The following is a 14,079-nucleotide window of genomic DNA, read 5'->3' on the forward strand; positions in this document are numbered from 1 at the left end:
ATATTAATATTCAATGGTAATGATTGGGGTTCCAACAACGACGCGCGTCTTGCCGCCCAATCTTTCCCTCAAGGCGAGTTGCAGGTTGATCGGCTGTTGCTTGGCGGCCGGGAGAACGTTCTTCCACTGCCCAGTATATGCAGACAGGGAAACGAATGACTCTTCCCGCAGCCACTCGACCGGTTTCGCTTGAAAGTCGCGCACCAGCCGAGAAGCCTGATCGAACAAACCACCTTTCATATTACCATTGAACTCGCCTTCAATACAAGCATAAAATGTAGGGTCGTTCACAAATAGGCCGTTCGTCTTCATTTGAATGCGGCGTGCTGCTTCTTTCCACCCAATCCGGCTCCATTTGGGGCCCGTTGCTTCATAGAGGATATACGTTTGCGGCGTGCCGTTTGTGACGGTCATCACGAGCTGGATTTGTTCTTGGAAGAAGGCGTGCTCGTTTTTGCCGATCGCTTTTTGCCAATGTCCGCTTTTGGCAAACGACCAGTGAAACGAACGATATGTTTGTTTCAATTCCTCCATTTTTTTGAAAAAGTCCGCATCATTTTGAATATCGTGGGCATACTCTCTTGTGTAAATGACCCAGCGGCCAAGCGAAGCACCGTGTTGCGCCAGCGTGTGCGCCATCGTTTCCATCGGTTTTGACCATTCGTCCCCCTGCGCGCCTTCCGTCCGGTATTGCCAGGCGGCGAAAAACAGGCTGGCCAGCATGAGCGCCAACAGCCATTTCATCCGGTTTTTTCTCATCTTCGTTCCCTTCCTCTCCTTACTTGTTATTGTTGCCACCAGGACAGGGAACATACGTCCAAAAAATCGACAACCGGCGATTTTTGAAATCGTTTTCATGCATAAAAATAGAGTGGACGGATCGTCCACTCGGCCGAAAAAGACCCGACCACCCATGCAGATCAATGGCGCCATATGGAAGATGCGTCGGCAGCGCGCGGCCGATCGCATAGCCTGTTGCGGCCAAAACGAGCGTGTCGGCGGCATGAAGCCTGCCCTGCCGCGGACGGGGCGCTGCTAGTCGCGAAACAAATACGGCAAATCGGTCGACCATGCCCAATAGTCGAGGAAAAAGTTCGCAACCGTTGAGCCGATCGCAATCGTCAATAAAATGTACAGCAGCCGCCCTTGGACGACGCGGTTCGGCTTCAGAAGCACTTCAAGCCGGACAGCTTGCAGCGTCCACCACGTCACCGCCATGAACACTAAATGAATGATAATCGACAGCAGCGCCTGTTGACCGATGATGGGCATCACCGCGCTCCACCTCCTCCTAAATCATGCAAACGTCCCCCATCCTCTTGATGAGGCGCTTTCCCCTCTGTTTAACCAAAAAGAGGAGAGGGTTCCCTCTCCCCTTATTGTACCGTTACGGCAAAAAATCGCCAAAATGCCCAAATTGGGCGAGCACATCGTAGGCAAGCCCCGGCATCCAGCCGATCGCCAGCGTTCCGAGCGCGCATACGACGACAGCGGCCGACAGCCCGGCCGGCAGCCGGCCAAGCGGCGCGAGGGAAGCCGGACGGAAAAAGAGTTGAACGAGCAAATTGAAGTAGTATACATACGAGATCACCGTCGTCACCGCCATCACCGCCGCGAGCACGTAATGGCCCGGCTCGGTGACGACAAGGCCGATGAACAAATGGAGCTTGGCGATAAAGCCGGCCGTCCCCGGAATGCCGGCGAGCGAGAGCAAAAACAGCCCGAGCGCCGCGGCCAAAAGCGGACGGTGTCGGTATAAGCCAGCGAGCCCAGCTAAATCATCAGAGCCGGTTTCGTTAACGATATGCGCCACGATGGCAAATGCCCCGATATTCATAAACACATAAGCAAGCAAGTAAATCCAAAGCGAATCGATCATCGCCCACGACATCGCGGCAACCCCGGCGAGCAAGTAGCCGGCGTGGGCGATGCTTGAATAGGCGAGCAGCCGCTTTAGGCTCCGCTGCCGGAGCGCTACAACGTTGCCGACGATCATCGTCAATCCGGCCAAAACGGCGATCGCCGGCTGCATCGACAACAAGAGCGACGACGGATCCCGACCGGCAGCCGGCGCGGCGGCAAACATCGTCACAAACAGGCGGAGCAAAAGGATGAAGCCCGCCGCTTTCGACACGACGCTGAAAAACGCTGTCGCCGGAACCGGCGCCCCTTCATATACATCCGGCGCCCACATATGAAACGGAACGGTCGCCAGCTTAAACGAAACGCCGATCAACAAAAGGAGAAAGGCGAAACCGAGCACGTACGGCTCGTTCGTCTCTTGCAGCCGGCGCGCAATGTCGCCCAGGTTTGTCGTTCCAGTCAAACCGAACACATAGCTCATGCCAAACAGCATGATAGCGGTGGCGATGCCGCCGTTAATGACGTATTTGAGCGCCGCCTCGTTGGACGCCGTTGCCGTTTTGCGCAAACCGGCCAAAATGTAAGACGAGACCGTAAGCAGCTCGATGCTGACAAACAGCGTCAACAAATCGCCGCTTGAGGCCACCATCATCGCCCCAAGCAAGGCAAACAGCATCATGTAGGCAAATTCGCCGCGGTAGCGGCCGCCTTCTTTCGGCTCCCAATCGACGACCAGCAGCAAGGCGAGCGCTCCTCCAGCCAGCAGGATGAGCTTGAATGCCTTGGCAAACCCATCAAGCCGGAACGTATCATGCAAAATCGAAACCGGATCGGCCGGAATCATCGCCGCCGTCGCCGCCAACGCAATGACAGCGGCAGCCGCCGCGCCCCAGGCGAGCGGGCGGCGGCTTCTTTCGCTCGGCATCGCCAAATCGATCAACAACAGCACAACCGCCGCCGCAAGGATGACCCATTCGGGCGCCATCATGCCCCAATTTGCCTGCCATACGTCGTTCATATCGATCAACCTCCTAATCCGTTCATCATCGTCTCAAGCGCGGCGGCGAGCGGCGCCGCCAACAGCTGCGGATAGACGCCAACCGCCACAATCAAGGCGACGAGGATGAACGCTGGCACGGCTTCTTTTGCGCGCAAGTCGGCAGCATCCCTTTGCGCTTCACGCAAACTGGGCGCCTGCGGCTCACGAGTGCGGCCGAACGTAATCTCAAGCACGGCCCGCAGCGAATAGACGGCGGCAAAAATCAGTCCGAGCGCCCCGGCGGCCGCCAACGCCGGCTTCGTGGCAAACAGCCCGAGAAAAGCGGTGAATTCGCCGACAAATCCGGCAAGGCCCGGCAAGCCGAGCAAGGCGAGCGCGGCGGTTAACAAGTACCCGGAAAAGACCGGCATCGCTTTCGTCAGCCCTCCAAGGCGGTTCAGTTCGGTCGTCCGCATCCGCTCCGTGAGAATGCCAACGAGCAAAAACGACAAGGCGGCGATCAGCCCGTGGGCGACCGATTGAAAGACCGCTCCTTGGATGCCGGCTTCATTGAGCGCCCCGAGTCCGACGAGCACCACGCCCATGTGCGACACGCTTGAATAGGCGAGCACATGTTTCAACTCGCTCTGCCGGAGCGCCAACAGCGCGCCGTACAATACGTTTATGACTCCCACCACCGCGATGGCGCCAGCAAACGTGCGAAACTCGTCCGGAAACAAGCCGATCCCGAAGCGGATCATCCCGTACGCCGCAATCTTCAACAGCACCCCGGCGTGAAGCATGACGACCGGCGGCGGCGCTTCGACGTGCACGCGAATGAGCCAGCGGTGAAGCGGAACGGCCGGCAGCTTGACGGCAAACGCCAACAACAGCCCGCCAAGCAGCCAATGCCGCCCCTCTTCGGTGAGCGGGGCGATCAGCTGCCCTTGAGCGACCGGGTTATGTAACATCTCACGGAGCAACGCGAAGTTTGCGGTCCCGGTGCGGGCGACAAGGACGGCGATCACAACAAGCAGCAGCGCCGAGCCGAGCCCGTTATACACCAAGTAGCCGTAGGCCGCCCGTTCGCGCTCAAACCCGCCCCATTTGCCGACGAGCAAAAACATGGCGACAAGCGTCACTTCGAGGAAGAGGAAAAACCAGATGAAATTGGCGGCTGCAAATACGCCGAGCATGCCGATCTCCAATGCGAGCAGCCACATAAAATATCCTTTTTTCTCCGCTTTGACCAACAAGGACGCGGCAGCCGCCAAAGTCGCCAACACGGCGGTCAAGACGAGAAACACAAGCGACAGCCCATCGATGCTGAGCTCATAGCGGATCACATACGCTGCATCCGTTAAAAACGGAAGGTTGGCAAGCCGCACCCAATCGTGCGCCTCATCGAGCTGCTCAAGGCGAAAGCCGCGCCCCGACTGGATGAAGGCAAACAGCGCCAAAAAGAGCGGCGGCACGGTGGCGGCGGTTCCGAGCCATTGAATCGTTTTCGTATCCGTTTTGCGGACAAACGCTAATAAAAGGATGCCTAACAGCGGTGAAAAGACAAGCAGCGATAAAAAGATCATAGCCAGTCTCCCCCTGTCAACGCGAAGATGACGACCAAAATCGCCAATCCGGCCACCGTCACCGCCCCATACGTCTGCGCCTGCCCGTTTTGCCCGCGCGACCCAGCCGAGGCGGCCGCGCCGACAATGCCGGCGGCAAGCCGGGCGAGCCCTTCTACAAGGAAGCGGTCGACATACGCAAGCAGGCGGCTAACGAATGACACGAACGCCACAATCGTCCACCGGTATAGTTCATCGATGTAATAGCGATGGCGCAACAATTCATACGTGTGCGGAGCGCGCGCCGACAGCCAGTCGCGCGGCACTGCCCGCTTCCCATACATGAGCCAGGCAAGGAAAATCCCGGCGAGCGACACAATGGTCGCCACCACCGCGATCCATCCTGGCGCCGCTTCATGATGGTAGGATCCGTCCGTCAGCCACTCGCCGAGAAACGAACCGAACCACGGCGTTTGAATGTACCCAGAAGCGACCGACAGCACGCCGAGCACCGCCATCGGCCCGACCATGGACGCCGGCGCTTCATGTGCCTCGCCTTGATGACGCGCCGGCCCGGCAAAGACGAGGAAAAAGAGCCGGAACATATAAAACGACGTCAACAATGCGGCCGCAACCGCGAGCCAAAAGAGGAGGCGCGGCCCGTTCGTCCAGGCGGCGGCCAAAATTTCGTCCTTGCTGAAAAAGCCGGCAAACAGCGGAACCCCGCTGATCGACAGCGCCCCAATGAGGAATAGCGGCGCGGTCCATGGCAGCCGCTGCCAAAGTCCGCCCATTTCCTCGATGTTTTGCGTACGGACGGCATGAATGACGCTCCCGGCGGCCAAAAAGAGGAGCGCTTTAAAGAACGCATGCGTCGTCAAATGGAAGATGGCCGCGACATAGCTGCCGGCGCCAAGCGCCAACATCATATAACCGAGCTGGCTGACGGTCGAATAGGCGAGAACGCGCTTAATATCCGTCTGCACCAATCCGATCGTCGCGGCAAAAATGGCCGTCACCCCGCCGATCGTCGCCACGGTCATCATGGCTGCATGGCTTGCCTCATACAGCGGAAACAATGCCGCCACAAGGTACACACCGGCCGCCACCATCGTCGCAGCGTGGATGAGCGCCGACACCGGCGTCGGGCCTTCCATCGCGTCTGGAAGCCATGTATGGAGCGGAAATTGCCCCGATTTGCCGATGGCGCCGATGAAAATCAAGATCACAGCGAGCGTCGTCATCCCCGGCGACAGCGTGCCGTCGCCGACGGCGCGGAAAATGTCATCGTAATCAAAGCTGTGCGTTTGCCAAAAGAGCAACATCATGCCGATAAAAAAGCCAACGTCGCCGATGCGCGTCATGATGAACGCTTTTTTCGCCGCCGCTTTTGCTTCTTCCTTATAGAAGTAAAAACCGATCAGCAAAAACGATCCAAGCCCGACGAGCTCCCAAAAGATGTACGCCTGCAGCAAATTCGGCGACAGCACAAGCCCAAGCATCGCAAACGTAAACAGCCCTAAGTACGCATAAAAGGTCGAAAACCGCTCGTCTCCCGCCATATACCCTTGCGAATAAATATGGACGAGCCAGCTGACAACCGCGACGACTGCGAGCATCCAGGCGTTTAACGCCGTAACGGAAACCCCGGCTGTGAGCGTCACGTCGCCGACGGTCATCCATGTCCAATTCACCTCATGCGTCGTCCCGCCGAGGCGGTCGGCGAGCACACCAATGGCCGCCAACATCGACAGCAACGTAGCCGCGATGCCGACATAGGCGCTCGCTTTCTTCCATTTCCGCCCAAACAACAGCAGCAAGACAAATGAACAAAGCGGGAAGAGCGGCACAACCCAAGCTAGGTTCATCATCGTTCCCCATCCCCTTTTCTAATGTTTCAATGAATTGGCTTCATCGACTTGAACCGTCTTCCGGTTGCGGTAAAAAGCGATGAGCGCCGCCAAGCCAACGGCTGCTTCCGCCGCCGCCACGGCGATCGCAAACAGCGCGAATACATGCCCGTGAACGCCGGGATGGGGGCCGTATTTGGCAAAAGCCACGAAATTGAGGTTGACCGCGTTTAACATCAGTTCAATACATATGAGCACAATGACCGTATTTCGCTTCGTCAGCGCCCCATACAAGCCGATGCAAAACAAGATGAGCGCCAACGCCAAGTAAGCCGATAACGTCATTCGTCCCCCGCCTCCTTGCCGTCTTTTTTCGCCAGCACAATCGCCCCGACCAAGGCGACGAGCAAAATGACGGACACGATTTCAAACGGAATCGTATAATACGAGTAAAGCGACTTGCCGATCGCCTTCGCGTTGTCGCCCGAAAGCGCGCTGCCGTCAGCGCCGAAGTCGAGCTGGCGGATGCCGAAGTAGACGGCAAGGCCAAAGGCGATAACCGAGATGGCGGCAACAGCCCGATGCCAGACGCCGCCGGTCGTTTGGCGCTCCCTTTCGTCTGTGTGATGGCGCGTCAACATGATGGCAAACAGCATGATGATCGTGATGGCTCCGGAATAGATAAGCACTTGCACAACAGCGACAAATTCGGCGGACAACAGCACGTACAGCCCGGCAATGCCTACAAATGTCATGACGAGGGCGATGACCATATGGACGACGTTCGTCAGCTGGAGCATCGTCACCCCGCCGGCAATCGCCGCGAGGGCGAGCAGGAAAAAGGCGATGTCGGTTCCGCTCACGGCTTATTCTCCCTTCTTACGTTCGTATCGTTTTCATCCAGCCAGGCCAAATCTTTGTACAACGCATCGCGGCTGTATTCGGCGAGCTCGAAGTTGTTTGTCATGACGATCGCTTCCGTCGGACACACTTCAGTGCATAAGTCGCACAAAATGCAAATTTCGAAGTTAATATTGTACGTCTCAATCACTTTTCCTTTTTTCGTCGGATCCGGATGCTTCTTCCCAGTCAGCTGGATGCATTCGGTCGGGCAAATGTTCACGCATTGGTTGCAGACGATGCATTTTTCCGGATAAAATTTTTGAATGCCGCGAAACCGGTCCGGGAGCGGGAGCGGTTCGTGCGGGTAATCGTACGTCACTTTTTCACGCGTCAACTCTTTTAACGTATACGCCAATCCTTTCATTAATCCGATCATCGGTCTCCCCCTCTCATGGGAACATGGCGTTCCGGCATAACCGTCCCCTAAAGCGCAGGGCGGCCATGCACATCAGCGCGGCTGCCTCCTTGCCTAAGCCGGATTGGGCCTCGTCCACTTTTCGATTTAGAAGGCCGGTGACAAACTGCTGTTACGAGCAAATCAACGGCATTTCGCCAAAAAAGAAGGCTGATTCCACAGTTTTTCTCTAATTGAGAAACAGGTGGAGCTAGCAGTATTTTGTACTAAATCACCAACCTCTTAGAAAAACCACGACTTGATCAGCGCCGTCAGCACAATGTTGACGAGCGAAAGCGGAAGCAACACTTTCCAGGCGAACTCCATCAGCTGGTCGGCGCGCACGCGCGGAAACGTCGCCCGAAACCAAATGAGGACGAAAACAACTGCACAAAATTTCAACGCAAACCAAACCGCTCCGGGAATCCAGCCGAGAAACGCGACCGGATGCCAGCCGCCGAGAAACAAAATCGTCACAAGCGCCGCCATGGCAAACATGTACACATACTCGGCAAGCATGAAAAACGCCCATCGGAATCCTGAATATTCAACATGAAACCCTGCGACAAGCTCGGACTCCGCCTCCGGCAAGTCAAACGGCGTCCGGTTCAATTCCGCCACCGCTGCCACAAAGAAAATCAAAAAGGCGAGCGGTTGGGCGAAAATGAACCATAGATCGTCTTGCGCTTTCACAATGTCCACTAAGTTCATGCTTCCGGCCAAAAGCACGACGCCAAGCGCTGACATGACGAGCGGAATTTCATACGAAATCATTTGCGCCGCCGCGCGCATGCCGCCAAGCAGAGCGTATTTGTTGTTCGACGCCCAGCCGCCGGCGACAACGCCGATGGTCGTCAAGCCGGAGACAGCGATATAATACAGAAGGCCGACGCCGATATCGGCGAACCGGAACGAATCGGTAAACGGCAATACCGCCAGCACCATAAACGACGGCGTAAAGGCGATGATCGGCGCCAACACGTACAGCGGACGGTCGGCTGCTTTCGGGATCGTATCCTCTTTCAAAAGCAGCTTCAACACATCGGCAACGGTTTGCAACAGTCCGAAGCGGCCGCCGACTTGGTTTGGGCCGATGCGCCCTTGCATAAACCCCATCACTTTCCGCTCGGCCAAAATGCCGTATGTGACAAACCCGAGCACGACCGCCAAAAGCAACGCCCCAAGCCCGAAAAACAGGGCGATGTTCGACCAACTTGGCGTCGATTCAAGCCATTGCTCCATCATCCATCGACCTCCCCGAGCACAATGTCAATCGACCCGAGAATGGCAATGACATTGGCCAAGTTTTGCCCTTTGAGCAACTTCGGGAGTATTTGCAGATTGTAAAACGACGGACGCCGGAATTTGAGGCGGTACGGCTCCTTTTTGCCGTCGCTCGCAATATAGCAGCCGATCTCGCCGCGCGGCGCCTCGATGCGGACGAACGTCTCGCCCGGCGGCGCTTTAATGATGCGGGGCACTTTTCCCATGATCGGCCCCTCAGGCGGAAATTGCTCGCACGCCTGCTCGATGATGCGAAGCGACTGCTCAATTTCCGCCATCCGGCATTCATAGCGGGCAAGGCAGTCGCCGCCCTCGCGCACCGGCACATCAAACTCAAAGCGGTCATAGATTGAATACGGTTCATCTTTGCGCAAATCCCATTTGACGCCGGTCGACCGCAAGTTGACGCCGCTGAGCGAATAGCTGATCGCTTCTTCTTTCGTATACCGCCCGACGCCTGTTACGCGCTCGCGGAAAATTTCATTGCCGGTGACGAGGTCGTGGTAGCCGGCCAATTTCTCCCGCATGTACGGGACAAACTGCTTCACTTTGTCGATCCAGCCGTCCGGCGCGTCCCATTTAACGCCGCCGATGCGCATGTAGTTGAACGTCAGCCGCGCCCCGGACAGCTCATTTAATAGATTAATAATCATTTCGCGTTCGCGGAATGCGTACAAAAACGGGCTTGTCGCACCAAGATCGAGCAAATACGTCCCCCACCAAACGAGGTGGCTGGCGATCCGCCCGAGCTCCATCGCAAGAACGCGCAAATACTCGGCCCGCTCCGGCACTTCAATGCCCATCATCGTTTCGACCGCATGGCAAAGCACATAGTTGTTCGTCATCGCCGACAAGTAGTCCATCCGGTCGGTGTATGGGATGATTTGCGTGTATTGCAGCCCTTCGGCGATTTTTTCCGTCCCTCGATGCAAGTAGCCGATGACCGGCGTCGCCTCTTGAATGATCTCGCCGTCAATTTTTAAAATGAGGCGGAACACCCCGTGCGTGCTCGGATGCTGAGGGCCGACGTTTAAAATCATTTCTTCTGTGCGCAGCATCATCTACACCTCCGCATCATACGGCTCATAATCTTTGCGCAGCGGATGGCCGACCCATTGTTCGCCGAGGAAGATTCGAATCAAGTTCGGGTGTCCGCGGAAACGGATGCCAAGCAAATCGTACGCCTCGCACTCCGGCCAGTTCGCCCCCGGCCAAAGCGGGACGAGCGAATCGACTTCCGGGTTGTCGCGCTCGATTTTGACTTTCAACGCCACCGGCTGCCGGTTCGGATAGGAATACAAATGGACGTACACTTCCATGTGCGTCTGAAAATCGGTTCCGTGCAGCTCGGACAAGTAGTCAAACCGGAGCTGTTCATTGTATTTTAAAAACTCGGCTACTTTGTAGTACGCCTCTTTGGGAACAACAAGCGTCGGCACGTCTTTCGCCAGCCGGTTGATATACGCGTCTTCGAGCACATCCGGCCCGAGATGTTCCTCAATGATTCGGACATATTTTTGCAGCAGCGGATCGTTCGGCGATGAAGCAGATGGCTTCGCCGCCCCGCCATCCTCCCCAGCGGCTGCGGCCTTCGCCCGGGCAGCCGCTGCCGCTTTTTGTTTCGCCCCCTCATCGCCAGCGCCGCCTTGTTGCTTCGCCAAGGCCGCCGCCCGCGCTTTTGCCGCGGCCGCAGCTTTTGCTTTCGCCGCGGCGGCCGCTTTTTGCTTGGCTAGCTCGTCATCGTCGCCCGACGCTTCAGCGGCTTTTTGTTTGGCTAATGCAGCAGCTCTCGCCTTCGCGGCCGCAGCTGCCTTTTTCTTCGCCAACTCAAGATCATCCTCCGCACCGCTTTCCGCCGCCTCGCGCTGACGACGCAGTTCGGCCGCTTTCGCCCGCGCTTCTTCCGCCGCTTTCTTCTTCGCCGCCTCAAGGTCGTCCCCGGCCCCCGCTCCCGACGCCGCCTCGCGCTGACGACGCAGTTCCGCCGCCCTCGCCCGCGCTTCCTCCGCTGCTCGTTTTTTCGCTGCTGCGAGATCTTCAGCTGATGCCGGCTGCGCTGCATCCGTCTCTTTGTTTGCCGGTTGGGTGGACAAATCCGAAGGCGCTTTCACACCGTCGTCAGGGACGCTGTCGGATGACTTGGCTTGTTCAGTTGCTTGCCTGGCGGCGAGCTTTTCGCGCGCCAACTGCTTCGCCCGTTCCGCCGCTTCTCTTTTTCGCTGGGCCAAATCTTTTTCCTCATCCATCGGTTACAACACCTTCTTCCCTGTTTTGGCTTCAAGGCGAATTTTTTCTTTTAATTTATGAATGCCGTAAATGAGCGCCGCAGGGTTTGGCGGACAGCCAGGTATGTACACGTCAACTGGGACGATTTGGTCAACCCCTTTGACGACGCTGTATGATTTCACATACGGCCCGCCGGCTGTTGCACACGAACCCATGGCGATCACCCATTTCGGCTCCGGCATTTGCTCGTACAACCGGCGCAACAGCGGCGCCATTTTTTTCGTCACCGTTCCCGAGACGATCATGACGTCTGATTGCCGCGGCGAGGCGCGGAAAAACGAGCCAAACCGGTCGAGATCGTAATGGGCGCCGCCGACCGCCATCATCTCAATCGCGCAACAGGCAAGGCCGAACGTCAGCGGCCAGAGCGAATTGCTGCGCGCCCACCCTTTTAACTGCTCGAGCGTCGTCAAAAAAACGTTGCGCTTCACTTCTTCCATTTCCGCTTGCGAGAAGCCATCCCATTTTACATCCATCGTAACACCTTCTTTTTCCAAGCGTAGATCAAACCAATGGCAAGCAAGAAGATGAAGATCACCATTTCAATCAAGGCAAACAGGCCGAGCTGGTCGTAAACAACCGCCCAAGGATATAAAAACACCGTCTCGACGTCAAAAATCACAAATAGCAAGGCAAATAAATAATAGCGGACTTGAAACTGGATGCGCGAGTCGTGAAAGGGTATGTTACCGCTTTCATAGGTCGTTGCCTTCGCCTCGTCCGGCACATGCGGCCGCAACAAGCGTCCAACCGCAAGCGCCCCGATCGGCAGCAGCACCCCGAGGCAAAGGAAGACGAAAATAATCAAATAACTGTTCGCATAGACGTTGCTCAACACGCTCGCCCCCCTTCCGGTTTACTACATACGTATGGTGTTAATGATGAAATTTTTCAATAATTCCTTCGATTTCATTATAACATTTATATCCAGCCGTGTCAGCAAAACTTCAAGTTAACACTGTCAACACTGTATCCATTCATGTAAGCGCTTCATCTTTGTTGAAACGACGGAATGCGAGGAACGAAAAAAGAGAGAGCGTTTGCCTCTCTCCTTGACGGACGATTCTTCTGTTTTCATCAAAAAAAGCAGGGGAGTTTTCCCCTGCTTTTTACTTCATTTCCGCAACGCTCAAACGGTTCATGGCGCGTTTTAACGCCAGTTCGGCCCGCTTGAAGTCGATGTCATCCTGCTGGCTTTGCAGGCGGCGCTCCGCCCGCTCTTTCGCCGCTTTGGCGCGGAGGACGTCAATGTCCTCCGCCCGTTCAGCAGCTTGAGCCAAAATCGTCACGTTGTCCGGGCGGACTTCCAAAAAGCCGCCGCTGACGGCAATGTATTGCGTTTTGCCGCCTTTTTTCAGCCGGGCCGCGCTGATCTCGAGCGGGGCGACAAGCGGAATGTGCCCCGGCAAAATGCCGAGCTCGCCGCTTTTCGCTTTGACGCTGACCATCTCAACATCGTCTTCGTACACCGGGCCATCAGGAGTAACGACGCTCACGTGGATCGTTTTCATTGTCCAATCCCCCTATCCCGGGTCACACTTCGACACCCATCGCTTTCGCTTTTTCAACGACTTCTTCAATGCGGCCGACTAAGCGGAACGCATCTTCCGGAAGATGGTCGTATTTGCCTTCCAAAATTTCTTTAAAGCCGCGCACCGTTTCTTTGACCGGCACATAGGAGCCCGGTTGGCCCGTGAACTGCTCCGCCACGTGGAAGTTTTGCGACAAGAAGAACTGGATGCGGCGGGCGCGGTGAACGACGAGTTTGTCTTCATCCGACAGTTCGTCCATCCCTAAGATGGCGATGATGTCTTGCAATTCTTTATAACGTTGCAGCGTTTGCTGCACTTTGCGGGCGACTTGGTAGTGCTCCTCGCCGACGATTTCCGGCGCCAGCGCGCGCGACGTCGAGGCGAGCGGGTCAACGGCCGGATAAATCCCCATCTCCGCGAGCTTCCGCTCCAAGTTCGTCGTCGCATCCAAGTGCGAGAACGTCGTCGCCGGAGCCGGGTCTGTATAGTCGTCGGCCGGGACGTAAATCGCTTGAATCGAGGTGATCGAGCCTTTCGCCGTCGACGTGATCCGCTCTTGCAATTGACCCATCTCCGTCGCCAATGTCGGTTGGTAACCAACGGCCGACGGCATGCGGCCTAACAGCGCCGACACTTCCGAACCAGCCTGCGTGAAGCGGAAAATGTTGTCGATAAACAGCAGCACGTCTTGCCCTTGCTCATCGCGGAAGTACTCCGCCATCGTCAAACCGGTCAAGGCGACGCGCATCCGCGCCCCCGGCGGCTCATTCATTTGTCCGAACACCATGGCCGTTTTGCTGATGACGCCGGAGTCTTTCATTTCATGGTACAAGTCGTTTCCTTCACGCGTCCGTTCGCCGACGCCAGCAAAGACGGAAATCCCGCCGTGCTCTTGGGCGATGTTGTGGATGAGCTCTTGGATCAAGACCGTTTTCCCTACGCCGGCGCCGCCGAACAAACCGATTTTTCCGCCTTTAATGTACGGGGCGAGCAAGTCAACGACTTTAATCCCGGTTTCCAAAATTTCGACTTCGGTCGCCAATTCCTCGAATTTTGGCGCCGGACGGTGAATCGGGTCGCGGCGGGCGTCAGCCGGAATGTCGCCTTCGAGGTCGATCGGTTCGCCCAAGACGTTAAATACGCGGCCGAGCGTGACTTCGCCGACCGGCACCGAAATCGGTGCACCGGTATCGATGACTTCCATGCCGCGGATGAGGCCGTCTGTGGACGCCATTGCGATCGTCCGTACTGTATCATCGCCAAGGTGCAAGGCGACTTCCAATGTCAAGTCGATGTCGACTTCGTTTTCGTTGCGCGCTTGATGTTGAATTTTCAGGGCGTTGTAGATCGCCGGCAAGTGGCCGTTCTCAAACTTGACGTCTACAACCGGACCCATGACTTGGATAACGCGTCCTCTTGTCAT

The 14,079-nt window shown here is 56.6% G+C and carries 15 protein-coding genes; all 15 read right to left on the bottom strand.

All coding sequences use genetic code 11. The features are described 5' to 3' along the window. Nucleotides 1-3: 3 nt before the first annotated feature. The gene (locus CV945_RS02080; RefSeq protein WP_100659049.1) at nucleotides 4-759 is read right to left on the bottom strand and encodes a YwmB family TATA-box binding protein; all 756 of its coding nucleotides are present in this window, start codon (nucleotides 757-759) and stop codon (nucleotides 4-6) included. Nucleotides 760-1,035: 276 nt separating this feature from the next. Then, nucleotides 1,036-1,275, bottom strand: coding sequence for a DUF1146 family protein (locus tag CV945_RS02085; protein ID WP_033011771.1), 240 nt, complete (start codon nucleotides 1,273-1,275; stop codon nucleotides 1,036-1,038). A 112-nt stretch (nucleotides 1,276-1,387) separates the two neighbouring features. After that, on the bottom strand, nucleotides 1,388-2,881 hold the full coding sequence (nuoN, locus tag CV945_RS02090; RefSeq protein WP_100659050.1) for an NADH-quinone oxidoreductase subunit NuoN: 1,494 nt from the start codon (nucleotides 2,879-2,881) through the stop codon (nucleotides 1,388-1,390). Between the two features lie 5 nt (nucleotides 2,882-2,886). Then, on the bottom strand, nucleotides 2,887-4,428 hold the full coding sequence (locus tag CV945_RS02095) for an NADH-quinone oxidoreductase subunit M (RefSeq protein ID WP_063330497.1): 1,542 nt from the start codon (nucleotides 4,426-4,428) through the stop codon (nucleotides 2,887-2,889). Beyond that, nucleotides 4,425-6,278, bottom strand: coding sequence for an NADH-quinone oxidoreductase subunit L (gene nuoL / locus CV945_RS02100; RefSeq protein ID WP_100659051.1), 1,854 nt, complete (start codon nucleotides 6,276-6,278; stop codon nucleotides 4,425-4,427). Before nuoL ends, CV945_RS02095 begins: the two co-directional genes overlap by 4 nt. Before the next feature lie 18 nt (nucleotides 6,279-6,296). Next, on the bottom strand, nucleotides 6,297-6,602 hold the full coding sequence (gene nuoK / locus CV945_RS02105; protein WP_033011766.1) for an NADH-quinone oxidoreductase subunit NuoK: 306 nt from the start codon (nucleotides 6,600-6,602) through the stop codon (nucleotides 6,297-6,299). After that, the gene (locus CV945_RS02110; protein WP_100659052.1) at nucleotides 6,599-7,120 is read right to left on the bottom strand and encodes an NADH-quinone oxidoreductase subunit J; all 522 of its coding nucleotides are present in this window, start codon (nucleotides 7,118-7,120) and stop codon (nucleotides 6,599-6,601) included. The genes nuoK and CV945_RS02110 overlap by 4 nt, the downstream gene beginning before the upstream one ends. Then, nucleotides 7,117-7,536, bottom strand: coding sequence for an NADH-quinone oxidoreductase subunit NuoI (gene nuoI / locus CV945_RS02115; RefSeq protein ID WP_025949605.1), 420 nt, complete (start codon nucleotides 7,534-7,536; stop codon nucleotides 7,117-7,119). The genes CV945_RS02110 and nuoI overlap by 4 nt, the downstream gene beginning before the upstream one ends. Nucleotides 7,537-7,797: 261 nt before the next feature. Beyond that, on the bottom strand, nucleotides 7,798-8,799 hold the full coding sequence (gene nuoH, locus CV945_RS02120; protein ID WP_094239352.1) for an NADH-quinone oxidoreductase subunit NuoH: 1,002 nt from the start codon (nucleotides 8,797-8,799) through the stop codon (nucleotides 7,798-7,800). Further along, nucleotides 8,796-9,896, bottom strand: a complete 1,101-nt coding sequence (locus CV945_RS02125) for an NADH-quinone oxidoreductase subunit D (protein ID WP_033011809.1) — start codon at nucleotides 9,894-9,896, stop codon at nucleotides 8,796-8,798. Before CV945_RS02125 ends, nuoH begins: the two co-directional genes overlap by 4 nt. Nucleotides 9,897-9,899: 3 nt before the next feature. Continuing rightward, entirely contained in the window at nucleotides 9,900-11,084 is a 1,185-nt protein-coding gene (locus tag CV945_RS02130) for an NADH-quinone oxidoreductase subunit C (RefSeq protein ID WP_100659053.1), read from the bottom strand. Nucleotides 11,085-11,087: 3 nt separating this feature from the next. Then, entirely contained in the window at nucleotides 11,088-11,600 is a 513-nt protein-coding gene (locus CV945_RS02135; RefSeq protein ID WP_050367976.1) for a NuoB/complex I 20 kDa subunit family protein, read from the bottom strand. Next, on the bottom strand, nucleotides 11,591-11,959 hold the full coding sequence (locus CV945_RS02140) for an NADH-quinone oxidoreductase subunit A (protein ID WP_033010835.1): 369 nt from the start codon (nucleotides 11,957-11,959) through the stop codon (nucleotides 11,591-11,593). The genes CV945_RS02135 and CV945_RS02140 overlap by 10 nt, the downstream gene beginning before the upstream one ends. A 274-nt stretch (nucleotides 11,960-12,233) precedes the next feature. Further along, on the bottom strand, nucleotides 12,234-12,635 hold the full coding sequence (locus CV945_RS02145) for a F0F1 ATP synthase subunit epsilon (protein WP_015376059.1): 402 nt from the start codon (nucleotides 12,633-12,635) through the stop codon (nucleotides 12,234-12,236). A gap of 22 nt (nucleotides 12,636-12,657) precedes the next feature. Next, nucleotides 12,658-14,079 carry a F0F1 ATP synthase subunit beta gene (atpD, locus tag CV945_RS02150; RefSeq protein WP_025039365.1) on the bottom strand — a complete coding sequence of 474 codons (1,422 nt, stop codon included), beginning with the start codon at nucleotides 14,077-14,079 and terminating at the stop codon, nucleotides 12,658-12,660.

Origin of the sequence: Geobacillus sp. Manikaran-105, assembly GCF_002809955.1 — a bacterium.
GTDB classification, from domain to species: Bacteria; Bacillota; Bacilli; order Bacillales; family Anoxybacillaceae; genus Geobacillus; species Geobacillus thermophilus.

Excerpts from the sequence above, each read along its gene's own strand:
- nuoH (WP_094239352.1), bottom strand. The coding sequence starts at position 8,799 with ATGATGGAGCAATGGCTTGAATCGACGCCAAGTTGGTCGAACATCGCC.
- CV945_RS02130 (WP_100659053.1), bottom strand. The coding sequence starts at position 11,084 with ATGGATGAGGAAAAAGATTTGGCCCAGCGAAAAAGAGAAGCGGCGGAA.
- CV945_RS02125 (WP_033011809.1), bottom strand. The coding sequence starts at position 9,896 with ATGCTGCGCACAGAAGAAATGATTTTAAACGTCGGCCCTCAGCATCCG.
- CV945_RS02080 (WP_100659049.1), bottom strand. The coding sequence starts at position 759 with ATGAGAAAAAACCGGATGAAATGGCTGTTGGCGCTCATGCTGGCCAGC.
- nuoL (WP_100659051.1), bottom strand. The coding sequence starts at position 6,278 with ATGATGAACCTAGCTTGGGTTGTGCCGCTCTTCCCGCTTTGTTCATTT.
- atpD (WP_025039365.1), bottom strand. The coding sequence starts at position 14,079 with ATGACAAGAGGACGCGTTATCCAAGTCATGGGTCCGGTTGTAGACGTC.
- nuoN (WP_100659050.1), bottom strand. The coding sequence starts at position 2,881 with ATGAACGACGTATGGCAGGCAAATTGGGGCATGATGGCGCCCGAATGG.
- nuoI (WP_025949605.1), bottom strand. The coding sequence starts at position 7,536 with ATGATCGGATTAATGAAAGGATTGGCGTATACGTTAAAAGAGTTGACG.
- CV945_RS02145 (WP_015376059.1), bottom strand. The coding sequence starts at position 12,635 with ATGAAAACGATCCACGTGAGCGTCGTTACTCCTGATGGCCCGGTGTAC.
- CV945_RS02135 (WP_050367976.1), bottom strand. The coding sequence starts at position 11,600 with ATGGATGTAAAATGGGATGGCTTCTCGCAAGCGGAAATGGAAGAAGTG.
- CV945_RS02095 (WP_063330497.1), bottom strand. The coding sequence starts at position 4,428 with ATGATCTTTTTATCGCTGCTTGTCTTTTCACCGCTGTTAGGCATCCTT.
- nuoK (WP_033011766.1), bottom strand. The coding sequence starts at position 6,602 with ATGACGTTATCGGCTTACTTGGCGTTGGCGCTCATCTTGTTTTGCATC.